This window comes from Erythrobacter neustonensis, from assembly GCF_001663175.1.
Taxonomy (GTDB): Bacteria; Pseudomonadota; Alphaproteobacteria; order Sphingomonadales; family Sphingomonadaceae; genus Erythrobacter; species Erythrobacter neustonensis.
Genome location: NZ_CP016033.1, coordinates 1,898,902 through 1,925,680, shown reverse-complemented (window position 1 = coordinate 1,925,680; position 26,779 = coordinate 1,898,902). Strand labels below are relative to the sequence as shown.

The window sequence follows — 26,779 nt, the reverse complement described above, 5'->3', positions numbered from 1 at the left end:
CGGCGCGGCGCGGGATCAGCGCGCGGGCACAACCTTCCAGACCATCAGACCGCCCGCCGCGCCCACATCGACGCGTTCGAGCCACGCGGGCGGCGTTCCGGCGGCAAGCTGCGCTGCGAGGCTGCGTGTCCCGCCGACGGTGCGGTAAACCTTCGCGTCCCCCACCGACGGGCAGATCGCTACGAACTGCGCCCCGCGGGCCGCGACAATCGCGCGCGCGGTTTCGGGTTCGCGGGTGAAGGCGACAATGACATCGCGCATCGCCCGTTCGGCGCGGTGGTGGCTCGATGCGACAACCCCGTGGTGCGAATAGGCCAGCACCAGCGGCGCAAAATCGAGCGTGGTAAAAATCGTCGCCGAGCCCAGCGCATCAAGCCGCCGCAAGTTGGCGGGCAGCGCGCATTGCGTTGTCGTGGCGGGCGCGGCGGATGCGCCCGCGTCCTGCACACCGGCAGCGCCAAGCAGCGGGCCGACCAGCGCACCGGGCAGAAATGCCGCGAACAGCACGGCCGCCACGCCAAGCTTGGGTCCGATCCGCGGCGTGGCCTGCCAGCGCGCGATCAACTGCGCCGCCAGCCAGCCCAGCGGGATCGCCGCGACCAGCCCGGCAAAGGCAAGCGAGCGCTGGGTCGCAAACCCGGCGAGCGCCGCCACCGCCATCACCACCGCCAGATCGCGCCAGAAGACGCGGTGCTGCACCGCGCCTCTGAGCGCAGCCCATGCCGCAACCGCGACCGCCACCAGGCATTGCAGCGCCGCCGGCAACGCCTCACCCGGCGGCTGGCGCCACAGCGGCTGCCCTTCGGCAATCAGCACATACCAGTATTTCTGCACCACCGGATCAAGCCCGGCGAATGGCGGCGCAAGGCAGGCGGGCGCGGTCGACGCGATGACCACAATCCCGCACAGCGCGCTTGCCCCGAGCCCGCCGATCAGCACCGCCGGATGCAGGTGCGCGGGGACCGCAAGCAAGCTCGCCCCGATCGCCACCAGCGCGAACAGCGCCAGATGCGGGGGCGAGATCGCATCGCAATGCGCCGCCAGATCGGGCAGCCCGCGGGTCAGCGCGAACAACACCACCAGCCCCGTGGCGAGCGCCTGAACATAGCGCACCAGCCACATCCGCTGCGCAGGATCGAGCAGCCAGCGCAGCGTGAGCACTGCGGCAAATCCGGCCGCCATCACGATCGTTTCCAGCGAGATCATCAGGCCGGCTGCCATCGCGAGCCCCGCGATTGCCCCCCCGCGCTGCGGATCCTTGCGGAATATCGCCCACAAGGCGGCCGCCACGCTGAGCACCTGCCAGGCGTGGTGATCGATCCGCATCGGCTGGAACTGGCCCGGCAGCACCGGCACCAGCACGAAGGCCAGCAAGGTCAGCACCGCGGGCAGACGGCCAAGCCGGTGCCACACCAGATCGCCGACGAACAGCATGGTGCCAAGCAGCAGCAGCAGCGGCACCGCAACGGCGGCAAGAAATTCGGCATCGCCCACCGGCATCGCCAGCGACAACAACGCGATCGCCGCAGCTAGCGGCAGATCGACCAGCCGCGACCAGTGCATCAGCGTGCCTTCGGGCGGGGTCAGCCGGTATTGGTGGAGGTCATACCAGCCCTGCCCCGCCAGCAGATCGCGCACCTGCACCAGCCGGAGCGCATCATCGACATCGGGAAAGCTGCGCTGCGTAAGACCCGGCGATAGCGCCGCAAGCAGCACTGCCACCAGCGCCCAGATCAGCGTGATCGCCGGCACCGGGCGGCGCTGCACCACCGATCCGGCCTGCGCAAGTCCGGCGTTCATCGAAAGACGATATGCGCGCGCAGGGCATAGGTCAGCAGGAAACTTGCCCCGATTGCCGCGATCTTGGCGATCCTGAGATCGAGCCCGGCCATCTGTGCGGCGCTGACGATCAGCGTGGTCAGCACCAGGCCGGCAACGGCCGAAACGACGAAGCTCGCCTTTTGCGCGGTGCGCGCGCGGCCCGTGGCAGCAACACCTTCGCGAAACACGAGCCGGCTCGAAAGCAGCCAGTGGACCGCAATCCCCAGCGAATAGCCCAGCGCCGTGGCGAGCGGGGCCATCACCTCGCCGCCGATCAATGCGAACATCACCGCCGCATCCACCGCCAGCGCACCCACGCTTGCCCCCAGATAGCGCAGAAAGCGGATATCACCCGCACGCTGCGCCAGCATCGCCAGCGGGTGAGCCATGCCACGCACCATCGAAACTTCCGCCCTATGCCGATTTGCGCTGCGGCTGTCCTTCGCGCGTGCCGGCGGCGCCGGGCGCGGATGCCAGAGGCTCGGGAACGCCGCGCAGGCTGGTCAGCGCTGCGATCTGATCGGGGGTGAGCGGACGGGTCGCCGGATCGCTTTCGGGTGCGAGCAGATCGGTCTGCGCGCCTTCCTCGCCCGCCTCGTGATACTCGGCATCCTCGTTGACGCACCAAGTGTCATAGACGCGGCGACCGGCAAGGATATTTTCCGCGGTCAGCATTGCGGTCATCATCGCGTGATCCTGATTGTTGTAACGGTGCATCCCGTTGCGCCCGACCAGATGCAACGTCGGGAAGCGCGCTTCGAGTTCGCGGCGCATCGCGGCGACATTGGCGGCGTAATCCTCGTCATAGACCGGATATGCCTTTTCCTGTCGCACCACCGCGCCGCCGATCACCTTGGCCGGATCGACCAGGCCGAGGATTTCCATCTCGCGCTTCGCCAGTTCGACAAGCTCGGCATCGGGCGCGGACCACAGCCCGTCGCCTTCGAAGCAGAAATATTCAAGGCCCACGCAGGCGACCTTTTCATCGGGCACCATTTCGGGCGACCACGAGCGGAAGTTCTGCACCCGGCCGACCTTCACCTTGCTGTCGTGGATGTAGATCCAGTTGTCGGGGAAAAGGTCTTCGCTGTCGATCATCAGCGCCACGGTCAGGAAGTCGCGGTAGCGCAAGCGGCTCGCTTCCAGCGTGGTGGCGGGCAGCGGGTGCAAACGCTTGGCCAGTTCGCGCATCGGTGCCGAGCTGATCGCATGGGCGGCGCGGATCTGCACCAGACCTTGCGTGCCTTGCGCGGTCATCGACCAGCCGCCCTGCCCGTCGCTCGCCAGCCGGTCGAGGCTGTGGCCCATCAGCACCTGCCCCTTGCCGCTGGCGATGATCTTGTCGCGCGCGGCATCCCACATCATGCCCGGGCCAAGCCGCGGATAGCGGAAGGTTTCGAGCAGGGTCTTGACCGCCTGCCCGTCATTGGGCCGCTTGTTGAGACCAAGGCTGCGCTTCAACCCGTCGACCACTGCGCCCATCAGGGACAGGCCCTTGATCCGCTGCGCGGCCCAGTCCGCGCTCATTTCGTTGCAGGGCATGCCCCACACCTTCTCGGTGTAGGTCTTGAAGAAGATCGAATAGAGCTTTTCGCCGAACTGGTTGGTGGTCCAGTCCTCGAAGCTTTTCACCTCCCGGATCGGGAACGCGCGGCGCCACAGGTAGCTTGCCATGCACGCGGTCGAACGCAGGATGCCCAGATTGCCCAGCGCCTCGAAGGCGCGCAGCGGGTAGGAGTAGAACTTGCCCTCGTAATAGATGCGGCTCATCCGCGGGCGCTGGATGAAATCGTCAGGCAGGATCTCGTTCCACAGATCGACCACAGCCTGCGACTTGGAAAAGAAACGGTGTCCGCCGATGTCGAAGCGGTAGCCTTCGTGTTCGACCGTGCGGCTGATCCCGCCGACATAGACCGGGTCCTGCTCGATGATCGCGACGGTCTTGCCCGCCTTGGTCAGCTGGTAGCCTGCGGTCAGCCCGGCAGGCCCGGCCCCGATGATCACCACGTCGACATTCAGCACGCCCGGAAGGTCTGCTGCAATCGGGCCGGCCTCGTTGTCCATGTCGTCCATTTTCCCCACGTATGTCCCGCAATGCCCCGCACCCGGATGTGAGGTGTCCTATCTGCAAAATGGTTAATTCATCCTAACCATCTGCGGCAAAATCTGGCCGGAGCGGAACGATGCTGCGGCAGCGGTGCACTGCTGCAAGCTGATGGCTGACAAGCGCGCGCGGGCGCTCTAGACCTGCACGCAAACGACAATCGGGAAGAGGCAATATCCATGAGCCAGCAGCGCAGCATTTTCATCACCGGCGGCGGATCGGGCATCGGACGCGCCGCCGCGTTGCATTTTGCAAAAGCCGGATGGTTCGTCGGGGTGGCGGACATTTCCGAAGACGGCATGGCCGAAACGCTGGCGCAGGTTGCGGGCTCGGCGAAATGGTCGGGCAGGCTCGACGTGCGCGACCGGGCGGCATGGGACAGCGCGCTGGCAAGCTTCGCCGCGGCGGCGGGCGGGCGGATCGATGTGCTGGTCAACAATGCCGGGATCGGCACGGGCGGCTCGCTGTCCGAACTCGACCCAGAGGAAATCGACCGCTGCCTCGATATCAACCTGAAGGGCGTGCTTTACGGTGCGCAGGCCGCCTACCCCTATCTCAAGGCCGCCGGGCCGGGATCGGCGCTGGTCAACATCGCCAGCGCCGCCGGTATCGCGGGCAGCGCGGGGATGAGCGTGTACTGCGCGACCAAGTTCGGGGTGCGCGCGGTCAGTGAAAGCCTCGATGCCGAATGGGCGGCGGACGGGATCACGGTCGCCTCGGTGTGCCCGGGCTTCATCGAAACCCCGCTGCTGAACGGCACGGGCAACCGCAAGTCGAACATCGCGATCCGCGACAATGTGCGCGCAGCGGGGCTGGAGATCACTCCGGTCGAACGCGTCGCCGAAGCGATCTGGGACGCGGTGCACGGCAGCAAGCTCGACTATTTCGTCGGCGCGACGGCAAAGCGGATGGCCTTTGCCAAGCGCTGGATGCCGGGCAAGGTGCGCAAGCAGCTGCGCGGCAGTTCGAGGCCGCTGGGGCGGTAACAGGTCCGCCTGTCTTGCAAAGAGGCGCTGAACGGTCGCGCCAGTGACCGCAAGGCCGAACGGCCGCCCGCAGCGATGCGGCCGTCAGGCCGCGTGAGCGAGGAACGCGCGTCCCGGATGGGACACGCTCCTCAAAGAAGACGATCGATCGCCGCTGCCATCTTGGCATCGCGTGCGGACAGCCCTCCCGCAGTGCCCGCATCATGCGTGGTCAGCGTCACCTCGACCCGGTTGTAGACGTTGAACCATTCGGGGTGATGGTCCTGTGCTTCGGCGAGCAGCGCGACGCGGTTCATGAAGCCCCAGGCCTCGGAAAAATCCTTGAACAGGAACGTGCGCGCAATCGCCTTGCCATCGCGTGCGCTCGCCCAGTCGGGATGCGCGGCCAGCAATGCGGCGGTTTCTTCGGCGGCAAGTTCGGGCACGGACATCGGGGCAATTCCTTGAACGGGGTCGCTTGTTTGGGGCGGCCCTTTTCCCTAACGCTTGGGTCCAATGCAAGCGCCCTCCCCCTTTCTCGCGGCTGAAAATCTCGCCTGCCGGCGCGGGGACCGCCTGTTGTTCCGGCGCCTGTCGTTCCGGCTCGATGCGGGCGCGGCGTGCCATGTGACGGGCGCGAACGGCGCGGGCAAGACCACGCTGATCCGCGCGCTCGCCGGGCTGACCTCCCCCTATGCCGGGCGCGTCAACCGCGACGGCGCGCTGGCGCTGCTGGGCGAGCGCACCGGGCTCGATCCCGACCTGCCGCTGGCCCGCGCGCTGGCGTTCTGGTTCGCACTCGACCGCGCGGACGACACGCCCGCGATCCTCGCGCGGCTGCGGCTCGATGGGCTTGCCGAAGTGCCCGTGCGCTATTTGTCGACCGGGCAGACCAAGCGCGCAGCCTTGGCCCGCGTGCTGGGACAGGCGGCGCCGATCTGGCTGCTCGACGAGCCTTTGAGCGGCCTCGATACCGCATCGCAAAGCCTCGTCGGCGAACTGGTGCGCGATCACTGCGCAGCCGGCGGGATCGCGCTGATCGCCTCGCACCAGCCGCTCGACGTGCCGGGGATGACACGGCTTGCCATCGAGGATTTCGCGCCTGCCGAAACGGAGGACGCGGCATGATTGCATCCCTTCTCCGCCGCGATCTGGCGCAGTTCTTCCCCTTCACCGGCAGCGGCGCGGCGCTGCCCACGGTGTTCTTCGTCGCGGTGGCGATGCTGTTTCCCTTTGCCGTCGGGCCGGATGCCAATGTGCTGGCGAAAACCGGCGGCGGGGTGGTGTGGATCGGCGCGCTGCTTGCCGCGATCCTGCCCTTGGAAAAGCTGGTCGCGCGCGACATCCAGCTGGGCTTTTTCGACCAGCTCAAACTGCGCGGGGTGGCCGAAGAGGCGATGATGGCAGTGCGATTGCTCGCCCATTGGCTCAGTTTCGGCCCGCCGCTGCTGCTCGCCACCTTCCCCGCTGCCGCGCTGCTCAAGATCGAGGGCGAAACCTTCACCATCCTGCTGCTCGGCCTGCTCACGGGCACACCGGGCCTTGCCGCAATCGGGCTGATGATCGCCGCGCTCACCGCCAGCTTGCGCGCAGGTGCGGCGCTTTCAGGGCTGCTGCTGATCCCGCTCGCGCTCCCGATCCTGATTTTCGGGGCAGGCGCGCTTGCACGGTCGGACCCGGTCAGCATCGGCTTCGTCGGCGCGATCAGTCTTGCCCTTGTCGCCGCAGCGCCCTTCGCCGCCGGAGCCGCGATCCGCGCCGCCCGCGAGAATTGATGCGATAAGCCGCACGCGGGCGGGATCAAGGGGCACCTGAGATATGCGCCTCCCCGGTGTGGCCTAAGCCCGGGGAGGCGTTATTGGCACTGCCTCAAACGTAAGGCGGGCAGTCGCGTCCGGTCGGGCTCTTGGTGAAGATCTCGTTGCCCGTTTCGGTGATCGCGATCGAATGCTCGAACTGCGCCGAAAGGCTCTTGTCGCGCGTCACCGCGGTCCAGCCATCGCCCAGCACCTTGGCCCAGGGCTTGCCGAGGTTGATCATCGGTTCGATCGTGAAGAACATTCCCGGGCGCAGTTCCGGTCCGGTGCCGGCTTTCGCCGCATGGACCACTTCGGGCGCATCGTGGAACAGGCGGCCAAGACCATGCCCGCAGAACTCGCGCACCACGCCGTAACGATACTGGCTGGCATGGGCTTCGATCGCGGCGCCGATATCGCCCAGTCGCGCGCCGGGCTGCGCCGCCGCGATGCCCAGCATCAGGCATTCATAGGTCACCTCGACCAGCTTGCGCGCCTTGATCGAAGGTTCGCCGGCAAAGAACATCCGGCTGGTGTCGCCGTGCCAGCCATCGACCAGCGGGGTCACGTCGATGTTGAGGATGTCGCCATCCTTCAGCACCTTGTCGCCCGGAATCCCGTGGCAGATCACATGGTTGATCGAAATGCACGAACTGTGTGCATAGCCGCGGTAACCCAGCGTTGCGGGCACCGCGCCCGCATCGAGCATCATTCCCCGGATCGCATCGTCGATGCTGCCCGTGGTGACGCCCGGCTGCACCATCTCGGCGCAGGCATCGAGAATTTCAGCGGCCAGCCGCCCGGCCTTGCGCATGCCCTCGAACCCTTCGGGGGTGTGCAGTTTGATGGAGCCATCGCGGTAGACGGTCTTGTCGCCGTCAACGAGTTGATAATCGTGCATCGCCCTTACATAGCGCAGCCTTGGCCGGATTGCTACTTTCCGAGGTTAAAAGCCGCCTTGTATTCGGGTTTGACGATCGCGAGGATATCGGCGGTGACGGGGATGGTCACCTCGTAATCGCCTTCGGCATAGGAGCCTGCGACATAGGGATCGGCGATCAACCCGATCCGGTCGAAGCCGGTTTTGCCCTTCGATCCCAGCAGCACGGTGAGATCGGCGATCGGCGGGCACGGGAAGGTGCTTTCATCGACCGGGCCCTCGCCCCCCATCTTGGCACGGCGCGCACCCGACAACGCCTTGCACCAGCGCGGGCCCAGCACATCCTGCATCGCCTTGGCCGAAGTGAAGAAGGCGCGTGGTTCGACCGCTGCATCCGCCTCGCGGTCCCACACCAGACCGCCCGATGCGCTGTTGCCATGCGCGCCGCCGGTGTAGGCGTAAAAACCGTAGGACAGCGACAGGAAGCGCGGCAGGTTGGCGACCACTTCCCACGTCTTGGAAAAATCGCGGTTGACGCAGCCGATGCAGTCGCTGTTGCCGAACTCCTTCAATGCGCTGCTCCAGTCGGCCTTCTGTTCGGCAAGCAGCTTGTCGCGGTCGGCGGTCAGCCGCGCGGCAAGCGCTGGGATCGCGGCGGCTTCGGCGGGCCAGCCGTAAGCAAACTCGCGCTTGGCCTCGCCATCGGCGGCATTGTCGGTGAATTCAACCTTCGCTGCGTCCACGGCCGGCGGCGTCGGAGGTGCGGGCGGCTGCGCTGCGGCGGTGGTGGCCTGCGCGGTTGCGGTGCCTTGCGCGATCTCCTCGGGCGAGGAACAGGCAGCGAGCATGACCGCGCTTGCCACCATCAAAAGCGCGGTTCGCGCCTTCTTGATCCGGGTTTGATCCCGGTTAGACCCCTGCCAGACACCGTTTGGGGTGCCGAAATCGCGCTGTTTCACGTGAAACATTGCCGGTGTCATGATCGCTCTCCCGTGCCATGCCCGAATCCACTGGTGACATTGGGCAGGCAAGGCTTATGGAACGGGAATGAGCGAAGCCAAAGCCCTGATCCGCCCCGACCGCGGCGAAGACGCAATTGCGATCCACCTCGTCAACAAGGAAAGCTTCAGCGACTTTGCCAAGCGCCTCTCCGCCGGCCAGCGCGCGGTGCTGGCAGGGCAGAAGTTCGAAGGCGCGGGATACCAGTATGCCATTGTTCCCGATGGCGATTCCTGGTTCGTCGTCAGCGGTGTCGCCAACCCCGACAGCCTGTCGAGCTGGTGCCTTGCGAAGCTCGCCGAGGAACTGCCCGAAGGCATCTACCGGCTCGCTTCCGAAAGCGAAGGCGCTGGCCCGGGGCCCGCGATGTTCGGCTGGATCACCGGGCAGCACCGCTTCACCCGCTACAAGAGCGAGGACAAGGTGCAGGGGCCCCGCGTGCTGCTGACCGCGCAGGTCGGGCAAATCGATGCGCAAGTCGCTGAAGCGGCAGCCGAATGTCTGCTGCGCGATCTGGTCAACACCGCGCCTGAAGACATGGGCCCCGCCGCGCTCGAAGCCGAATGCGAACGGCTGGCCAAGGCGCACAACGCCGAACTCACCGTGGTGCGCGGCGATGCGCTCGAACAGGAATACCCGATGGTCCACGCCGTGGGCCGCGCCGCCGCGCGCCACCACGCGCCGCGGTTGATGCATCTTGTCTGGGGCGATCCTGCGCATCCGGTGCTGGCAGTGGTCGGCAAGGGCGTGTGCTTCGACAGCGGGGGTCTGAACATCAAGCCGGGCGCTAGCAGCCGGCTGATGAAAAAGGACATGGGGGGTGCTGCCCATGCCATTGCGCTGGCAGGCCTCGTGATGGACGCGCGGCTGAAAGTGCGGCTCCATCTGCTTGTTCCGGCAGTCGAAAATGCGATTTCGGGCAATGCCTTTCGCCCCGGCGACGTGCTGAAGACGCGGCAGGGCCTGACGGTCGAGGTGGACAACACCGATGCCGAAGGGCGGTTGATCCTGGGCGATGCGTTGACCCGCGCGTCGGAGGAAAATCCCGATCTGATCGTCGATTTCGCCACGCTGACGGGCGCCGCGCGGGTTGCGCTCGGTCCTGATCTGCCTGCGCTGTTCGCGCGCCATGATGCGACGGCAGACGAATTTCTCGCCGCAGGCAAAGCGCATGACGATGCCGCCTGGCGACTGCCGTTGCATGATGGCTACCGCGAATACCTTGCTTCCGATGTCGCCGACATGGCGAACTCGGCAGCCAACCCCTATGCCGGGGCAAGCGTCGCCGGACTGTTTCTCGACCGCTTCGTGGGCGAGGGAATCGACTGGGTGCATTTCGACACCTTCGCCTGGTCCCCCACCCCCAAACCGGGCCGCGCCCGCGGAGGCAGAGGGCTTGGGCTGCGCGCATCGTGGCATGCGATCCGCGCGCGATACGCGCCCTGAGCTTGCCCCGCGTCCCGCTTGGCGCTAACGGCCCTGCCACGCCGCGCTCTGGGGAGAGCTGCGGCGCTACCAGTATCGGGAAAGCAGATGAGCGGCGCGACGCCCATGGACAGTGATTACGCAGTGCCCCAAGGCGTGCTGGGTCTGAAAGGCCCGGTCGAACGCCCTGCGCCCGGCACGCTGCCGCTGCGCGGCGATCTGGCGCACATGGCGCTCGCCGGGACGCACCTGTCCGCGCATTACGTGATCCCCCATATCCACACCGTCGGCGAAGCCGGGGCGGGTCTGAGGCTGACCCCGCGCGCCGATGCCGAGGTGTTCGTTACTCTGCCTGCGGGCAGCCGTTTCGAGCTGCTCGATGTTGCGGGGGAATGGGTGTGGGGCTGCCCCGGTCCGCAAGGGCCTTCGGGGTGGTGCCGGATGGGCGAACTTGCCCCGCAGACCGCTGCCTGACGCGTGGCGATCCGCCTGTTCATCGACGGTGCGGCAGGCACCACCGGCCTTGAAATCCGCGAGCGTTTGCAGGGGCGTAGCGAGTTCGATCTGATCGTGCTGGACGATGCGCAGCGCAAGGACGAGACCGCGCGGCGCGATGCGCTGCACGCCGCCGACATTGCGATCCTGTGCCTGCCCGACGAAGCGGCGAAGGCCGCGGTAACCCTCGCGCAGGGCTCCGATGTCCGGATCATCGACGCGTCATCTGCGCACCGCGTGGCGCAAGGGTGGACCTATGGTTTTCCCGAGATCGTCGGCCATGCCGCAATCGCCGATGCCCAATTCGTGAGCAATCCGGGGTGCTACCCCACAGGCTTCCTTGCCTTGATCGCGCCGCTGGTGCGTGCGGGCCACCTGCCCACGGATTTCCCTTATTCGGTCAATGCGGTGAGCGGATATTCGGGCGGCGGCAACGCGCTGATCGACCGCTTCGAGGCCGACCCGACAATCGCCTTCCGCGCCTATGGTCTGGCGCTGGGGCACAAGCATCTGACCGAGATGCAGGCCTATGCGGGCTTGACCCATGCGCCGGTATTTTCGCCGTCGGTCATTCCGGCACACCGCGGCATGCTGGTCGATGTGCCGCTGCCGCTGACGGCGCTGCCGGGCCAGCCGCAGCCCGGGGCGCTGCACGCAGCCCTCGCCGAATTTTACGGCAGCAGCGCGGTGGTCACGGTCGCACCTGAAGGCGAGGCACCGGCCGAATTGCTGCTCCATCGCTCGGCTGCGCCGTGGGACGGGAGTGCGCTGCACGTGTTCGGCAGTGCGGATGGTTCGCAGGCACGGTTGATCGCGCGGCTCGACAACCTCGGCAAGGGCGCGTCGGGCGCGGCGATCCAGAACCTCAACATCATGTGCGGCCTGCCCGAAACAACGGGTCTGCGCCTCTAATCACCGCACCCATGCTTAAAATTTAGGCATGCGTTGATCTGATGCTGTGCACCATTGCGCGGCGCACCATAATCTTGCTAACCGCCCCTCATCGGCGAAAGACATCCCTCCCCTTGAGTCTTCAAGCGGCAAGGATCGTTCAAGGCTTTCACCTTATGGGCTTGGCACGATTCTTGTATTGGGTCGGCCACCAATCAGCCAGGCGCAGACAGGCCTGAACGGCAGGGGACGACGTGAAAAAGATCGAAGCGATCATCAAGCCTTTCAAACTCGACGAAGTGAAAGAGGCGCTGCATGAAATCGGCGTGTCGGGCATCACGGTCACCGAAGCCAAGGGGTTCGGCCGTCAGAAGGGCCATACCGAGCTTTACCGCGGCGCCGAATATGTTGTCGACTTCCTGCCCAAGGTGAAGCTTGAAGTCGTGGTTGCCGACGATCAGGCCGAACGCGTGGTGGAAGCCATCGCGGCGGCTGCCAAGACCGGGCGCATCGGCGACGGCAAGATCTTCGTCACCGCGATCGAAAGCGCGCTGCGCATCCGCACCGGCGAAACCAACGACGACGCAATCTGATTTTTCCCAACCCTCTCCTGCCCTGCCGATCCGGCGGGCCGGCAAGACGAAAAACTGCTATAAAACCGGAGGCACTACGCAAATGTCGAAAGCAAAAGACGTCCTGAAGAAGATCAAGGACGAGGAAATCGAGTGGGTCGATCTGCGCTTCACCGATCCCAAGGGCAAGTGGCAGCACCTCACCATGGTCGCGGGCGTCATGGGCGAAGACGAGCTTGAAGACGGCCTGATGTTCGATGGTTCGTCGATTGCCGGCTGGAAGGCGATCAACGAATCCGACATGATCCTGAAGCCCGACCTCAGCGAAACCTGGATCGATCCCTTCAGCGCGACGCCGATGCTGGTCATCAACTGCGACATCGTCGAGCCTTCGACCGGCGACTGGTACAGCCGCGACCCGCGCACCACCGCGAAGCGTTCGGAAGCCTACCTCAAGTCGACCGGGATCGGCGACACGGTCTATGTCGGCCCCGAAGCCGAATTCTTCATGTTCGACGACGTGCGCTTCGAAGACGGTTATGCCGGTTCGGGCTTTGCGATCGACGATATCGAACTGCCGGGCAATACGTCGAAGGAATACGATGGCGGCAACATGGGCCACCGTCCGCGCGCCAAGGGCGGTTACTTCCCCGTCGCGCCGGTCGACAGCGCGGTCGACATCCGTGCCGAGATGGTCTCGACCATGCTCGAAATGGGCCTGCCCTGCGACAAGCACCACCACGAAGTCGCCGCAGCCCAGCACGAATTGGGCCTGACCTTCGGCACGCTGGTGCAGACCGCTGACCGGATGCAGATCTACAAGTATGTCGTGCATCAGGTCGCGCATGCCTATGGCAAGACCGCGACCTTCATGCCCAAGCCGATCAAGGCCGACAACGGCAGCGGCATGCACACGCACATCTCGATCTGGAAGGATGGCAAGCCGATGTTTGCCGGCAACGAATATGCCGGTCTGTCGGAAATGTGCCTCTATTTCATCGGCGGCGTGATCAAGCATGCCAAGGCGCTGAACGCCTTCACCAACCCCACCACCAACAGCTACAAGCGGCTGGTGCCGGGCTTCGAGGCCCCCGTGCTGCTCGCCTATTCGGCGCGCAACCGCTCGGCGTCTTGCCGCATTCCTTACGGCACGGGCGACAAGGCCAAGCGCGTCGAGTTCCGCTTCCCCGACGCGATGGCAAACCCCTACCTGTGCTATGCGGCGCTGCTGATGGCCGGGCTCGACGGGATCGAGAACAAGATCCACCCGGGCGAGGCGATGGACAAGAACCTTTATGATCTGCCGCCGGCCGAACTGGCCCAGGTGCCGACCGTGTGCGGCTCGCTGCGCGAAGCGCTCGACAGCCTTGCTGCCGACCACGAATTCCTGCTGAAGGGCGACGTGTTCACCAAGGACCAGATTGAAAGCTATTGCGAGCTCAAGTGGGAAGAGGTGATCCGCACCGAAACCACGCCGTGCCCGGTCGAGTTCGACATGTATTATTCGATGTAATCCGGTCCAGCCGGACAGGATTGAATGGGGCGGGAGGAGCGATCCTTCCGCCCTTTTTCATGGGCTGCGCGCAATTGCCGATTGTCGGCCCGCCCTGCTGGCATTAGCTTTTGACGCATGGGGCTGTTCGACATTTTGCGCCGCGGCACGCCCGCGCCTTCGGACATCTGGGAGCGGCGCGACCGGATGAGCCGGGTGGAGTATCTGCTTGATATCCGGCTTGAACATCTCGAAGCGCCCAACGAAGCGTGGGACGGGCTGACCTTCACGCAGCTTGTCGAACGCCAGCTTGCAGGCGGCGAGATCGAGCTTGCGATCTTCAATCTCAGCTCGCAGATCGCCGACAACTTCGAGGTCGCCGTGCTCTACTGGGGCCAAGGCGATCTGGCGAAGGCCGAATTCTATCTGCGCAACACGCTCGAACGCCACGAACGCCGGCAGCTGGCGGCGATCGCACATGATGCTCCCTATCCGCCGAAGCACCATTGCGCCGATGCCTATGCCAAGATCGCCGCGATCCTGCTCGATGAACCGCTCGACGGTGCGGCCCCGCTGTCGGCATTCGAACAGGGTTTTTCGCCCTGGTTCGACAACGCGCTGCTCGATGCCTGCCGAACCGGGGAGGATTTCAATCTGGGCGCATGGCAGGCGGCCGAGGACGCATGGCTCAAGCGCCGTTTTGCCAAGACCAAGCTCAAGGAATACGAGGTCTACGTAAAGGCGCTGACCGGGGGTTTCGCCTCGGACGCTGCGATGCTTTCCGCACACGAAGCGATGTTCACCGCACGCGCAGGCAAGAATTACCTCGGCGGGCACGTCGAAGGTTACACCGACAACACATTGATGATCGATTACCTGTTTGCCGCGATCCTCAAGCGGATCGGCTGGGAAGGAACCTATCGGCACAGCTGGCCCGGCACCGCCCCCGTCGGTCAAGCGGCGGTAACCACACAGCCCGCCAACGGCCACCTCGCAATCGTGGCAGCCCCCCTGCCCGCCGCTGACACAACAACCGGCATCATCGCCGATACACGATCCGCGCGACGGTTCATCGACATCTGCCTAGGCGAACAGCGCGATAGCTGGGATGGCACGCCGCGCGATGCGGTGCGCCCGGTGCGGGAGGCTGGCAGGGTCGCCAAGGCGATGAAAGATCTCGGCTGGGACAGGGACCGCGCGGCGCTCGACCTGATGCGGGCGTACCGGATGGACGCGATCCTCAACGACAGCACGCATATCCACCTCGCCGATCCGCTGGGCAAGGGACACATGGGGCTGAAAGGCTGGACGCAATTGCTCCGTGACACGTTCGGCCTGCACCCGGACTTCATCCCCATCGCCCAAAGCGAGGAACGCGCCGACTGGAGCGATCCGCAGGGCGCGTGGTATGTGTTGTGGAAGAAAGACCGCCGGATCTACGCCGTTCAGCGCGAAGATTGGGGTGATCCCGAAAAGGCCACCGCCAGCGCGCGGCCAAGCAAGGAATTGTGGCCCTCCTATGTCAGTTTCGTCGCCTGGTGGGCGGGCGAACACCGCAAGTTCCGGCCCTGAGGCACTTCACCCTGATGACGCGGTGAAACCTTTCATCGCCGCGAGACTTTATCACGCTGGTTGGCTGCACAAGGGTGTGGCCCGCATTGCTGATTTGGGGGCTGAATGACGAACGCGATCCTGCTTGTGGCCGCAGGGCTGGTGCTGTTGGCGATCGGGGGTGAATTGCTGGTGCGCGGTTCCGTCGGAATGGCCACCAGGCTGGGCATCTCGCCGCTTCTGGCCGGCCTGACGATTGTCGGCTTCGGAACCTCGACCCCGGAATTGGCGACCAGCATTCAGGCTGCAATGGCCGGATCACCCGGAATTGCGGTCGGCAATGTCATCGGCTCGAACATCGCCAATATCCTTTTCATCCTCGGCGTATCGGCCCTCATTCTGCCCTTGTCGGTCAATCCTGCGTCTTTCAAGCGCGATTCGATTGCCTTGGGCGGTTCGGCGTTGCTGTGCACCGGCGCGGTGTTGACGGGGGTGATCGGACCTGTGATCGGCATCATCTTGATCGCCTGCCTCGTCGGGTATCTGTACTGGGCTTACAAGACCGAGAGCGCCGCTCCCTGCCCCGAAGGCGCACGCCATGAGGCCGAAGCTGCCGAACATCCCGTGCCCGCAACCACCGCACCGATCCTTTTGATCGGGATGATCATTGCCGGCCTGGCAGCAGCGATCTTCGGTGCCGGCTGGCTGGTCGATGGTGCCGTCGTGCTCGCCAGCGCCGCGGGGCTGTCCGAAGCGGTGATCGGCCTGACCGTGGTGGCCGTCGGCACATCGCTGCCCGAATTGATCGCCTGTGTCATCGCGGTCTTGCGCAAGCACGAGGATGTCGCGCTGGGCAATGTCGTCGGCTCGAACATCTACAATATCCTCGGTATCCTCGGCATCACCGCCATGGTGAAGCCGATCACGATCCCTGAGGAAATCGCGCGCTTCGATGTGTGGGTCATGCTCGCGGTGACAGCCTTGCTGCTTGTGCAGTTGCGCAGCGGCTGGCGGCTGTCACGGGCCGAGGGCGGCCTGCTGGTGCTGATCTATGCAGCATACACCGCATTTCTGGTGATGCGGTAATCGGGGCCGGTCAGCGCGGGGCCAGCATCCCGCGCTTGCCGATCACGATGAAACTCGCGACGAGAACGAGCACATAAAGCAGGCTGAGCAGATCGAGCGGCTTCGGGGCACCGGCATAGCCAAGGTGAGCCAGCATCGCCCAGCCGCCGGCGATCAGCATGACCAGACCATAGCTGATCGCCCCTGCCTCCAGGTTGATGGCGCGCATCAGCTCGTCGCAGGCGCGGTAGACCGATACCGAAATCACTCCGCCCAGCACCAGCCCGCCTGCGCCAATCGTCAAGGCGGCAGCCTGCGGCAACACACCGGCAGGCGCGGCAAGTGCCAAGGCGACAAGGCTTACACCCCAGAGCGCCATTGCCGCGCCCGAAAGCGTGAGCACCTTCTTTTGTTCGCGCAGTTCATCGGCATCTTCGACGTTGAGGAAATGCGCGCCCACCTTGGGGCGTAGCGCGCCGACCCACACGCCGGCGCCGATCACGAGATAGAGCGATCCGACCAGCGCCGCGACCACTGCCGATTCGTCGAATGTGCCGATGGTCTTGCTGTCCATCACCGACAGCACGCCCGAAGCCGCGGCGAAGCCGACAACACCGCCGATCAGCGCGGGCAGGATGATCTTGCGGATGAACCGCTGCGTCTGCGGGGACTTGTCTTCCATAATCATGCCTCTGGCTCCCAATGATCGATGAAAAGTTCGGGCACCGGCACCGCGAACAACCGCGCCATCCGCAATGCGAGCGGCAACGAAGGGTCATACTTGTCGGTCTCGACCGCGTTGATCGTCTGCCGCGACACGCCCAGCCGGCGGGCAAGTTCGCCCTGGCTCCAGCCTTGCGCCTCGCGGTATTGCTTCAGACGATTTTCCACTGGCGTGCCGGTCTCCGGGGCGGTGAATGCTGTCAGAGGCGTGCACCCCACACATTTATTTCGCGGGCGTCGCTGACAAGAGCTCTTTACAGACAAGAGTTCTTGTCAGTCAAGAGCTCTTGTCACTCCCTCGCTCCGTCCTGCACTAGTGTGGCCCGCAAAATCATTTTCCTACTTGCATGCAAGCTGCTGAATCGGTCGCCCCTGTCTGTGATTATCGGAGGCGTTTCGTGATGCCCTATCAACCGTCCAGCCCTTTTCGCGAATTGCTGCGCAAGCTGGCCGCCCTGCCTGCCGTCGGCGCAATTCCCGATCGCAGCCGCGTGGTGAGCCCTGCCGGGATTGCCCTCATCAAACGGTTCGAAGGCTGTGCTCGCCTCCGGACCGACGGAATGATCGAAGCCTATCCCGATCCGGGCTCGGGCGGGGAGCCTTGGACCATCGGATGGGGCGCGACGGGGCTTGATCGGTTCAATGGAGGCCGGATCGGACCGCACACCCGCTGGACGCAGGCGCAATGCGACCTTCGCCTGGCGCAGGATGTCAGCCGTTATGCTGCCGAGGTTGCGCGAGCGATCGGGCCGGCGTCGACCACGCAGGCCCAGTTCGACGCACTGGTCAGCTTCCACTACAACACCGGCGCAATCGGCCGCGCGACGCTGACCAAGCGGCACAATGCGGGCGATCACACTGGCGCGGCCCGCGAATTTGCACGCTGGACCCGCGCATCGGGCACAGTGCTGCGCGGGCTGGTGTATCGCCGCGCCGCCGAGGTCGAGCTTTACCTCAGCGACGCGGACTGAGCCCGCCGTGCCTTCGGGTCAGTAGTCGCGGCTGGCCTGCACCAGCACCGAATCGCGGCCGATGGTCGATACCGTTCCCAGCAAGGCCAGCCAGCTGGTGATGCGGTATTCGATCTGGGTGGCGCTGTAACCGCGGCCATCGGTGACCAGCTCGACATAGATCTTGCGCGTGATGTTCTTGCCGATCGCGATCCCGGTGCCGCGACCGATCAGCGGATCGGCGCTGATGATGCGCAGCTGATCGAGACCGATCGAACGGCGCAGCGTCCCGATCGGGTCGAGCCCGCCGTCGCCGCCCTGCAGCGCGGCCAGCGCGGCGGCAAGCTGCACCGCATCGGTGGCCGAAAGTGATGTCACCGAACCGCCGAACAGCAGGCGGGCAAGAATTTCCTCCTCGGGCAATGCGGGATCGCTTGAAAATGCGATGCTCGGCGACTGCGCATTGCCGGTGATCGCAATTTCGACATTGATGCCGTTCTTCTGCGTTTCGGCGACCACATCGAGCCGCGGATTGATCGGTTCGCCCGCGTCGAACAGGATGCGCCCCCGGGTCAGCTCGAACCGGTTGCCGGCAAAGGTATAATCGCCTTGCACCAGCCGAGCGGTCCCGCCGATGCGCGGATCGGCAACCGTGCCGCGCAGTGCAATATCGATTCCCCACTCGCTTTCGAGCCCGAGCCCTTCCACCGCGACCCGGTTGGGTGCGGCCGCGTTGACGAGGTAGCGCCACTGCGCATCGCGGCCGGATACTTCCTGCCGCCCGCGCCCTTCGCCGTTGATCTCGCGCGTGGCGATCCGGGGAAGCGCGCGGTTCTCGTCGGCATTGCCCAGCGCCCAGCGCGCCCGGTCGATCCGCACCCGCCCGGCGATCGTCCCGCCCATCCCGTTCGAAACGATCCGCAAGGGCCCGGTGATCGTGGCCTGAAGCCCGTTGGCATCGAGCAGCCTTGCCTGCTTGACCGCGGCGCGCAGATCGAGCGTCGGGCCGCGCACCGCGCTCATCCCGCCGAGATCGACCGTCCCGCTGCCACTGATCGTGCCGCCGCCCGAAGTTTGCCCGGCAAACCGGCTCAATTCGAGGCGCGAACCGGCAAACCGTCCGCGCGCGGCCACCTTGGTCACCCGCGTGCCGGTCAGCGTGCTTTGCACCGTCAGGTCGTCGCTTGCCAGAGTGCCAGTGATCCGCGGCCGTTCCAAAGTGCCGCTGGCGCGCGCGTTGACCTTGAGCGGTCCGGCAAGATCGAACACTTCGATTGCGGCCAGCCGCCACAGGGTTTCGGCCGCACCGTCAAAGATCAGTCGCGCGTCGAGCTGGCCGCGCATCACACGATCCCCCAGCGCGCCGCCGCTACCCATCCCGCCAATCGTCATGGTCAGATCGCCGCGCCGTGCATCGCCTTCGAACAGGCGGGCGGCAGCCGTAAGCCGGTCTGCCCCGACGTCGATCACACCCAACACGTTCACGGGCTTGGATGACAGCACCAGCCCCGCCCGGCTGAACCGGTCGATCCGGCCCCGCGCGCGCGCGGTCGGCGCAGCGCGCCCGACCTGGCGGTAATCAATGATCCCGGTCAGCCGCCCGCCAAGCCCGAGGTCGGAGCCGGCGAGATCGAGCAGCCTCAGCGGCATGCGCGACACCTTGAGTTCGAGATCGGTGGCGCCGCCGCCAAATGCGCCGCTGGCAATCACGAACCCGCCGCCGAACCCGACCTGCGTCGGAGCAAGCTGCCATCCGCCGTCATCCTGCGCGGTCAACACCGCGCGGCGCGGCATCGTGATCGGCGCATCGCCATATTGACCGCGCGCGACCGCCGCGATCTGTCCGGGCGCGACATTGGCATCGAAATTGAGCGCAAAACGATCGGCACGGCGACCGGACATCGTACCGGTGACCTTGCCCCGCCCATTGGCGATCGAAGCCTTGGCAGAAAGGTTGGCGAGGCTCAGCCCGCCATATTCGAATCCGGCGGCGGTAATATCGGCATCGACGTTGGTGTTGCCATCGGCAAAGCGCCCGGTCGCCGTGATGTCGGCGCGCTGGATGAAGATCGGGCTCGCCCCGCCGAAGCTGGCATTGCGTGCAGCCAGATCGACCGCAAAGCCGATCGCGCCGCCGCCTTGGGGACGGAAAGCGAGCGTCCCATCGATCCCGCCCCCCGCCAGCCGGAGGTCGCCTGCCACCCCTTCGTCGCGCAGCTCCACCTCGCCGCTGACGTTGGTGCGATAGACATTGAGCCGGTTGATCGCGATCCGTGTGGGTGCATTCTCGGGCAGGAACAGTTCGAGCGCACCATCGAATGGACCGAGCAGCGATTGCCCCGCCACGTCCAGCCCGAAACCGTTGGTACTGGGGGCCAGCGCGATGCGTACATCCTTCAGCCCGGCAGCCGGATAGGGATCGGCCAGCACCAACACTGCGCGCGGCCCGTCGCCAGCGATTTCGGCGTCGAAGCGGAAGGGGCCATATTGCGCCTGTCGCCCGCTGCCAGCCAGCACGGTGCGGGTCACGCCGCCGCCGGTAACGATCCGGCTGTCGAGGCGCGCGGTCAGGCGCGGTGCGGTGATCGTGGTGTTGCGCAAAATAATCGGCTGGCCTGCGCCCATGCCAAGCTCGCCCTTGAAGCGCACCTGATTCCCGGCGAGATTGACGATCGTGGCATTGCCGATCCGGCTGAGCACACCGGCCAGATTGGCGCGCAGGCTCCAAGGGACTGCGGAACCGAACTTGGCGAGGATCTTGGCATTGGCGGTGACCTCGCCTGCGCCATCGACCTTCAGCCGGCGCGCCTCGATCGGCCCGGCCACCGCATAGGCCCCGGCACCGATATCGCCGCGCAGACTCAAGGCCGCATCGAGCCCGGGAAACACGATCCGCGCGCGATCGGCCGAAAGATAATTGCGGGCCAGATCATAGCTCAGCACGCCGGTTGCCCTGCCACCGACCAGACGTGGATCGGCCTGCGCGTTGCCCGTCGTGACGCGGCTGGCTGTGAGCGCCAGCGGGACAGTGAGAACATCGTCCTTGAACAGCGCGCTGCCCTGCTGCGCAAGGCCTGTGGCTGCCACGCCGCCTGCTAGCTCCAGGCGTCGTACTGCGATTTCATGCTTGATCGCAAGGTCGGCGAAGTCGCCGCTGAGATTGGCAACCAGCGTCCCTCCTTCGACCTTCAGCGCGCTGCCGAACAGGCCGGGGTTGCGCACTGCAAGCGAAACCCTTGCGCCATCGATATGCTTGGCAGCCAGATCGGCCACACCGCCGACACGCAGATCGGCGCCTGACGAAACCGCCGCGCCGCGCCCTTCGATCACCGATTCGGCAAGCGTGAAGCTCGCCGCGATCGACGTGGTCTCGCCCAAGGCGCGCGCTGCAATGCTGTCGCCGGCAAGCCTAGCGCGCAATTGTCCGAGCAGGCCATAGCGGCCGGCATCGTTGGTAATCTGGAAGGCTGCCACCCGCGCATCGGGCACGCCGATCTTTCGAGCGGTGGCCGCCCCGCGCCACCGCGCCCACGTGCCATCGCCGACGATCCGCGCGGCGTAGCCCTCCCGCAGCCCTGCTAGGCCGGCCAGCACGCCGCCCGCCGGCGCACGCGCATTGCCCGACAGCTCGAACTGGTCGCCATCAGGCTCGGCATCGAGCAGCAGCGCGATCCGGTCCTGCGCGCCAAGCTGCGCCTTGGCATCGATCAGCGCGCGGCCCTGCCGGATATCGACCCGTGCGGTAATGTCCGCGCGTTCGTCCTGCGGTGTCGCAACGCCTCGCGCGATCACCAGATCATCGATCACCAGCTTGTCGATGCGAATATCGAAATCGGGGAGCAGCGGCGCATCGGGATCGCCCGGAAGCAATTGGGGGAGCCGCGTCAGCCGCCCACGCCGCGCGGTCACTTCGCGAATATCAAGCCCGCTCCACAGCCAGTTCAGCGGCCGCCAGTCGAGCGCGACTTCGGGAATGGTGAGAAACACGCCCTTGGGATCGCGCAGCACCACCGAACGCAGCACCGCCTGCCCGTAGATATCGCCTTCGATCCGTCCGACGCTGATCCGCAAGCCGGACGCCGGCGCGCTCGCCGCGATCTGGTCGGCGATAAAACGTTTGCCGATCGGGCTGGCGAGAAAAAGCGCGGCAAGCAGGAAGGGGGCGACCAGCAGCCCCAGTATCCACCCCGCGCGCTTGCCCCAGCGTGCGCGGCTGCGCTTTGCCGGCGCAAGCGATGTTTCAGCCACGGGTGCGCCATCCGGATTGCGCAGATCGGCCATCAGAAGGCCTGCCCCAGACTGACATAGACCACCACAGGGCTGTCGAACGCGGTCGGGTTCAACGGCGCTGCGACATCCACCCGGATCGGACCGAAGGTGGTCTTGTAACGCAGACCAACCCCGGCACCGAAGCGGATCTCGTCGAAGTCCGGGGTCGACCCGCGCGCGACCGAGCCACCGTCGACAAAGGGCACGATCTCGATTGCGCCATCGAACAGCGGTGTGGGGATTCGCGCTTCGAGCGCAAACTCGACGAGCGATGCCCCGCCCGTGGGGTTACCGAGATCGTCGCGCGGGCCGACACCCTGGAACCCATAGCCGCGAACCGATGCCCCGCCCCCGCCATACAGCCTGCGCGACGGCGCGATATCGTCTGCCGATACGCCCTGAATGGTCGCGGCCCGCACCCGGCCCGCCAGAACCGTGCCGCCGAGGCTCTGGTAATAGCTCGCATCACCCTGCGCACGAAGATAGAAGCTCTCGGTGCTGTCCGAACGCGACACTTCGGGCGCGAGGAACATGGTCGTCCGCCAGCCTTCGGTGGGGTCGAGCAGATCGTCACTGGCATCCAGCGTGACGCTGCCGAACAGCCCGCCGATCAGATAGGTCTGCCGCGGCACCACGGTATCGGGCGCGGTTCGCGCGGTGCGATTGCGTTCGTCGGTGTAGAGCAATTCGCCGCCCACCTGCCAGCTGACCGGCTTCTGGAACAGGATGTTCGACACCTTCTCGAAGGTCGCGCGCATCCCGAATCCGCGCGAATCCACTGCCTGCGTGGTGATGTCGCTGGCAAACAGATCCGCGGTCAGAACCTGATCGCGCCCGCGGAAATTGTTGCGCCGGATGCCGACACTCGCCAGCGCCTCGCGCGTTCCGAGAATGCCGCGCAGCCGCAGCGCACCTTCGGGTGGAAACAGGTTGCGGTGTTCCCAGCGCCCTTCCAGCTTGAAGCCGTCCTCGGTGCCGTAACCGATGGCGCCGGCCACGGTGCGCAGCGGCGCGCGTTCCAGCGCCACATCGAGCGCCACCTCGCCCGGGCGGCCATCCGCTGGTGCGCGGGTTTCGCGCGGGGTGACGGTCACGCTCGATACGAGCCCCGTCGCGATGATCGCGCGCCTCAGATCGGTTTCCAGGCTTTGCTGGAAGATATCGCCCTCATCGAAGCGCGCGATCCGAGCAAGATGCCGCCCGGACAGGAAACGCGGGTCGCTGCTGATGATCGGGCCGAACACATATTTGCCGCCCGGCTGGACATCAAGCGTGAGATCACCTTCTTCGCGCGCGTGATCGATCAGCAGTTCAGGCTCATCGAGGCGGGCGAACGGATAACCGCTTTCGCCCAGCGCGACCCGCAGTTCGAGTTCGCGCTCGATAATACGGTCGGCGTAAAGCGGATCGCCCGGCTTGATCGCGAACGCGCTGGTCAGCCGCACCGCATCGGGCTGCGGCAAGGCGGGCAGCGCGCCAAGATCTATGCGACCGAAACTGTAACGCGGCCCGGGAAGAATATCGAACCGCACGCTGGGTTCACGGGAAGCGGCTTCGGCATCGCTTTCGCTTTGACTTTCGGCTCCGGCCCCTGCGCGCCGGCCGCCCGAAAGCTGGCGCACCACATTACCGCTGTAATAGCCATAGGTCCGCAGGATATCGCCCAGCAATTCCTCGTCCGCGCGTGCGCGTGCGGCGACCTGCGGCGCGGCATCTTCGCCGGCATCGAGTTCGCGCAACGTCGACAGATCACGGAAACGCTCGACGAATTCGGCCTTTTCGGGGAAGGCTCCGGGCGCTGCGGGGAGCGCCAGCACCAAGGTTGAATTGATGCGGGTTTCAGTCAGTTCGGGCAAGTCGGCGACCACCGGCGCGGAAATGCTCGCCAGTGCTTCAAGCTCCGGATCGGCCGGCAGTGGTTCGATTTCGCCAACGGCAAGTGCGGTTTCGCCATCGGCCTCGCTGCCCGCGTTGCCATCAACAGGCGCAGGCGCCGATGGATCACCGAGTGCTGCAAATTCCGCCTCGAACGCGGGATCGGGCGCCTGTGCCAAGGGATCTTCGACAAATTCGCCGGGTGCCGCCGGATCGGCCACCCCGGTCGCAGCCCACGCCTCCGGATCGGCAACCGCGGCTTCGGGAATCAGGTCATCAAGCGATTGCGGCACCGGCGCAGGGTCGGGTGCGCCCTGCGCCGCGACGGCTTGATCGGCAGACGCGGCAGCCGGCGCCTGCGCAGGTTGAGCGGCCTCACGCTCGACATCGTCCTGCGCGGACGCTTGAACGCGCGAAACAGCAGCGACTGCCGACGCACCAAAGGGCATCCATGCAGCATGCCCCAGTCCGACGATGATGGCGAGGCGGAGCGCGGCCCGCCGGCGGACCTCAACCGGCCGTGAACTTGACAGGCTGGCCATCCTTGCCCCGTGCATTGGCGAGGCTTTCGCGCGGTGCGTTGCGCGGTGCGGTTGCTGCCGCGATCAGGCGGTGCTGCTCGTCGGAGGCCATCTGCTGCCAGCCATCGCGCGTCAGCCGCTCAAGCGGGCGGTAACGAACCTTGTATTGCATGCGCGCGGAACCTTCGACCCAATAGCCCAGATAGACGTAGGGCAATGCCTCATCGGCGGCACGGCGGATATGATCGAGGATAATGAAATTGCCCAACCCCGCGCGGGTGGGGTGTTCGGGGTCGTAGAATGAATAGATCATCGACAGGCCGTCGCCCTGACGGTCCGTCAGGCATGCCCCCACCAGCCGGCCGGGTTTGCCGTTGGGCCCCGGCTCGCGGTATTCGGTGACCACACTGGTTACCGGAGTATGCTCGATCATGTCCGCGTAATCGAGTTCGTCCATCGCCGACATTCCGCCATCGGGATGACGCTGCCCCAGATAGCGCGAAAGCAGTTCGAACTGTTCGTCGGTCGCCCACGGGCGGCATTCGGTGACGATGAGATCGCTGTTGCGCTTCAGATCGCGCTTTTGCGTGGACGATGGCTGGAACTTGCCCGCCACCACCCGCACCGAAACGCAGGCCTGGCAATCGAGGCAGGACGGTCGGTAGGCAACCGTCTGGCTGCGGCGGAACCCGATCCGGCCCAAGGCCTCGTTCAACTGATCGGAATGCGCGCCCTTCAGTTCGGTGAAGACCTTGCGCTCGCTGCGGCCCGGCAGATAGGGGCACGGCGCGGGGCTCGTCACGAAGAAGCGGGGGAAGCGGATCGGTGCCGTCACGGGTGGGGCCTGTCCTTGGAGCGATGAATCGCTTCGGTGAGCGAAAGTGTTAAGAAAATCTTATGCCCACACCTTCGCTCAGGTGAAAGAGCCTTAACCATGAAAATGTCACGAAATCTGCGCGATCACCCCACGGGCGCCGCGCAACTGCACCCGCAACGGTGCTAACCGGGGGCGCCGCCCGGCACTATCCGACCGAAAATACCCGATTTATCAGCCAAGTTCGACCAACTGCACGATGTAACCGTTGGCGCGCAGGCCCTCGACCAACCGATCGACCTGTTCGGCGTCGCGCGCCTCGCATTCGATATCGGTGATCAGGCCCTTGGCGGGCAGCGTGGTGAAGATGCGCTGATGGTAGATCTCGATGATGTTGACATTGTGCTCGTCGAACAGGCGCATCACCCGGAACAGCGCGCCAGGGCGGTCCTGCAAGGTGATCCGCAGCCGCGCCAACCTGCCCTGCCGCGCCAGATCGCGCAGCAGCACATTGGCGAGCAGCCGCGTGTCGATATTGCCGCCGCACAGCGCCAGCCCGATGCTCTTGCCAGCAAAGCGCGAAGGATTGCGCAGCACCGCGGCAAGACCGGCAGCGCCTGCACCTTCGACCACGGTCTTTTCGATCTGGAGCAGCAGCGCCACCGCCTTCTCCAGCGCCGGCTCGTCGACCAGCAGGATATCGTCGACCTTCTCGGCAATCACCTTCGAGGTGAAATCGCCCGGCTGCTTGACCGCGATGCCTTCAGCCAGCGTATCGCCGCCGCACGGCAGATTGGCGCCCTTGATCCGGTCGAACATGCTCGGGAACAGGCCCGCCTGCACACCCACGACCTCGATATCGGGGTTTAGCGCCTTGGCGACGGTCGCCATTCCCGAAATCAGCCCGCCCCCGCCGATCGGCGTAACGATGCAATCGAGATCGGGCTTCACAGCCAGCATTTCGAGCGCGACCGTGCCTGCGCCGGCTGCCACATCGGGATCATCGAAGGGGTGAACGAAGGTCAGACCCAACTCGCCTTCGAGCTTGCGCGCATGGGCATAGGCTTCATCGAAGGTTTCGCCTTCGAGCACCACCTTGCCGCCGACGCTTTCGGTCTGCATCACCTTTACCGTCGGCGTGGTGCGCGGCATCACGATTGTGACCGGCACACCCAGCCGCGTTCCGTGATAGCTCAGCCCCTGGCTGTGGTTGCCCGCCGATGCCGCGATCACGCCGCGGTTCCGCTGTTGCTGCGTCAGCAGCAGCAGCGCGTTCAATGCGCCGCGCTCCTTGTAAGCGGCGGTGAATTGCAAGTTCTCGAACTTCAGCCAGATATCCGCGCCGGTGATTTCCGACAATGTTATCGAATGCATCATCGGCGTGTGGACGATCGCATCGCCGATCCGCGCCGCGGCGGCGCGCACGTCATCGATGGTGAGATTCGCCGGAGTGGCGGCGGCGCCCTTGGGGCTGGCTGCTGCAAGCTGTGTCGACATGGTGCCGAACCGGTTATAGCCTCGCGCAGCCAAGGGCAATCAGCCACGCACCCAAACCGCAAAAGGAATTCCTG

Annotated in this window: 23 protein-coding genes; 11 read left to right on the top strand and 12 right to left on the bottom strand. The window is 65.5% G+C overall.

Features of this window, described 5'->3' with window-relative positions:
* Positions 1 to 15 precede the first annotated feature (15 nt).
* From A9D12_RS08820 to A9D12_RS08810, 3 genes are read right to left on the bottom strand one after another with little or no spacing between them, the layout of a single operon-like run.
* Entirely contained in the window at positions 16 to 1,800 is a 1,785-nt protein-coding gene (locus tag A9D12_RS08820) for a hypothetical protein (RefSeq protein ID WP_082925483.1), read from the bottom strand.
* On the bottom strand, positions 1,797 to 2,210 hold the full coding sequence (locus A9D12_RS08815) for a GtrA family protein (RefSeq protein WP_068350960.1): 414 nt from the start codon (positions 2,208 to 2,210) through the stop codon (positions 1,797 to 1,799). Before A9D12_RS08815 ends, A9D12_RS08820 begins: the two co-directional genes overlap by 4 nt.
* Positions 2,211 to 2,235: 25 nt before the next feature.
* Complete coding sequence (locus A9D12_RS08810) at positions 2,236 to 3,885, bottom strand: NAD(P)/FAD-dependent oxidoreductase (protein WP_068354111.1); 1,650 nt, start codon at positions 3,883 to 3,885, stop codon at positions 2,236 to 2,238.
* A gap of 219 nt (positions 3,886 to 4,104) precedes the next feature.
* Between A9D12_RS08810 and A9D12_RS08805 the strand changes: the two genes are divergently transcribed.
* On the top strand, positions 4,105 to 4,911 hold the full coding sequence (locus A9D12_RS08805) for an SDR family oxidoreductase (RefSeq protein ID WP_068350958.1): 807 nt from the start codon (positions 4,105 to 4,107) through the stop codon (positions 4,909 to 4,911).
* A 131-nt stretch (positions 4,912 to 5,042) separates the two neighbouring features.
* Here A9D12_RS08805 and A9D12_RS08800 read toward each other — a convergent pair whose 3' ends face one another.
* The gene (locus tag A9D12_RS08800) at positions 5,043 to 5,342 is read right to left on the bottom strand and encodes a 4a-hydroxytetrahydrobiopterin dehydratase (RefSeq protein ID WP_068350956.1); all 300 of its coding nucleotides are present in this window, start codon (positions 5,340 to 5,342) and stop codon (positions 5,043 to 5,045) included.
* A gap of 64 nt (positions 5,343 to 5,406) precedes the next feature.
* Here A9D12_RS08800 and ccmA point away from each other — a divergent pair, with 64 nt between their 5' ends.
* Complete coding sequence (ccmA, locus tag A9D12_RS08795) at positions 5,407 to 6,018, top strand: heme ABC exporter ATP-binding protein CcmA (protein ID WP_068350954.1); 612 nt, start codon at positions 5,407 to 5,409, stop codon at positions 6,016 to 6,018.
* Positions 6,015 to 6,665: a heme exporter protein CcmB gene (locus A9D12_RS08790; RefSeq protein WP_068350952.1), complete on the top strand. Its 651-nt coding sequence runs from the start codon at positions 6,015 to 6,017 to the stop codon at positions 6,663 to 6,665. Before ccmA ends, A9D12_RS08790 begins: the two co-directional genes overlap by 4 nt.
* A gap of 94 nt (positions 6,666 to 6,759) precedes the next feature.
* On the opposite strand, the gene map is transcribed toward A9D12_RS08790, so the two are convergent.
* Both map and A9D12_RS08780 read right to left on the bottom strand, forming a co-directional pair.
* Entirely contained in the window at positions 6,760 to 7,587 is an 828-nt protein-coding gene (map, locus tag A9D12_RS08785; protein ID WP_068350951.1) for a type I methionyl aminopeptidase, read from the bottom strand.
* Between the two features lie 32 nt (positions 7,588 to 7,619).
* Entirely contained in the window at positions 7,620 to 8,546 is a 927-nt protein-coding gene (locus A9D12_RS08780) for a PdaC/SigV domain-containing protein (RefSeq protein ID WP_156522848.1), read from the bottom strand.
* Positions 8,547 to 8,613: 67 nt separating this feature from the next.
* On the opposite strand from A9D12_RS08780, the gene A9D12_RS08775 reads away from it, so the two are divergent.
* The 7 genes from A9D12_RS08775 (at position 8,614) to A9D12_RS08745 (ending at position 16,077) form a co-directional block, all read left to right on the top strand.
* Positions 8,614 to 10,011 (top strand): leucyl aminopeptidase family protein, encoded by a 1,398-nt coding sequence (locus A9D12_RS08775; protein ID WP_068350950.1) that lies wholly within the window; start codon positions 8,614 to 8,616, stop codon positions 10,009 to 10,011.
* Positions 10,012 to 10,116: 105 nt separating this feature from the next.
* Positions 10,117 to 10,464, top strand: a complete 348-nt coding sequence (locus tag A9D12_RS08770) for a hypothetical protein (protein ID WP_231889583.1) — start codon at positions 10,117 to 10,119, stop codon at positions 10,462 to 10,464.
* A gap of 3 nt (positions 10,465 to 10,467) precedes the next feature.
* Positions 10,468 to 11,397, top strand: a complete 930-nt coding sequence (argC, locus tag A9D12_RS08765; RefSeq protein ID WP_068350946.1) for an N-acetyl-gamma-glutamyl-phosphate reductase — start codon at positions 10,468 to 10,470, stop codon at positions 11,395 to 11,397.
* A 233-nt stretch (positions 11,398 to 11,630) separates the two neighbouring features.
* Entirely contained in the window at positions 11,631 to 11,969 is a 339-nt protein-coding gene (locus A9D12_RS08760; protein WP_068350941.1) for a P-II family nitrogen regulator, read from the top strand.
* Between the two features lie 82 nt (positions 11,970 to 12,051).
* The gene (gene glnA / locus A9D12_RS08755; RefSeq protein ID WP_068350939.1) at positions 12,052 to 13,461 is read left to right on the top strand and encodes a type I glutamate--ammonia ligase; all 1,410 of its coding nucleotides are present in this window, start codon (positions 12,052 to 12,054) and stop codon (positions 13,459 to 13,461) included.
* A gap of 117 nt (positions 13,462 to 13,578) precedes the next feature.
* On the top strand, positions 13,579 to 15,012 hold the full coding sequence (locus A9D12_RS08750; RefSeq protein WP_068350937.1) for a hypothetical protein: 1,434 nt from the start codon (positions 13,579 to 13,581) through the stop codon (positions 15,010 to 15,012).
* Positions 15,013 to 15,117: 105 nt separating this feature from the next.
* On the top strand, positions 15,118 to 16,077 hold the full coding sequence (locus A9D12_RS08745; protein ID WP_068350935.1) for a calcium/sodium antiporter: 960 nt from the start codon (positions 15,118 to 15,120) through the stop codon (positions 16,075 to 16,077).
* A 10-nt stretch (positions 16,078 to 16,087) separates the two neighbouring features.
* Here A9D12_RS08745 and A9D12_RS08740 read toward each other — a convergent pair whose 3' ends face one another.
* Both A9D12_RS08740 and A9D12_RS08735 read right to left on the bottom strand, forming a co-directional pair.
* A complete protein-coding gene (locus A9D12_RS08740) occupies positions 16,088 to 16,744 on the bottom strand; it encodes a hypothetical protein (protein WP_197489800.1) in 657 nt (218 codons plus the stop codon).
* Positions 16,741 to 16,947: a helix-turn-helix transcriptional regulator gene (locus A9D12_RS08735; protein WP_068350930.1), complete on the bottom strand. Its 207-nt coding sequence runs from the start codon at positions 16,945 to 16,947 to the stop codon at positions 16,741 to 16,743. Before A9D12_RS08735 ends, A9D12_RS08740 begins: the two co-directional genes overlap by 4 nt.
* 233 nt (positions 16,948 to 17,180) lie before the next feature.
* Here A9D12_RS08735 and A9D12_RS08730 point away from each other — a divergent pair, with 233 nt between their 5' ends.
* Positions 17,181 to 17,750, top strand: coding sequence for a lysozyme (locus A9D12_RS08730; RefSeq protein WP_068350929.1), 570 nt, complete (start codon positions 17,181 to 17,183; stop codon positions 17,748 to 17,750).
* An 18-nt stretch (positions 17,751 to 17,768) separates the two neighbouring features.
* On the opposite strand, the gene A9D12_RS08725 is transcribed toward A9D12_RS08730, so the two are convergent.
* The 4 genes from A9D12_RS08725 to A9D12_RS08710 all read right to left on the bottom strand — a co-directional run bounded on the left by A9D12_RS08725 (position 17,769) and on the right by A9D12_RS08710 (position 26,705).
* Positions 17,769 to 22,010 (bottom strand): translocation/assembly module TamB domain-containing protein, encoded by a 4,242-nt coding sequence (locus A9D12_RS08725; protein ID WP_068350928.1) that lies wholly within the window; start codon positions 22,008 to 22,010, stop codon positions 17,769 to 17,771.
* Positions 22,010 to 24,322, bottom strand: coding sequence for a BamA/TamA family outer membrane protein (locus A9D12_RS08720; RefSeq protein ID WP_082925639.1), 2,313 nt, complete (start codon positions 24,320 to 24,322; stop codon positions 22,010 to 22,012). The genes A9D12_RS08725 and A9D12_RS08720 overlap by 1 nt, the downstream gene beginning before the upstream one ends.
* Before the next feature lie 61 nt (positions 24,323 to 24,383).
* On the bottom strand, positions 24,384 to 25,229 hold the full coding sequence (locus A9D12_RS08715; protein ID WP_068350927.1) for an arginyltransferase: 846 nt from the start codon (positions 25,227 to 25,229) through the stop codon (positions 24,384 to 24,386).
* 213 nt (positions 25,230 to 25,442) lie between these two features.
* On the bottom strand, positions 25,443 to 26,705 hold the full coding sequence (locus A9D12_RS08710; RefSeq protein WP_068350926.1) for a threonine ammonia-lyase: 1,263 nt from the start codon (positions 26,703 to 26,705) through the stop codon (positions 25,443 to 25,445).
* Between the last annotated feature and the right edge of the window lie 74 nt (positions 26,706 to 26,779).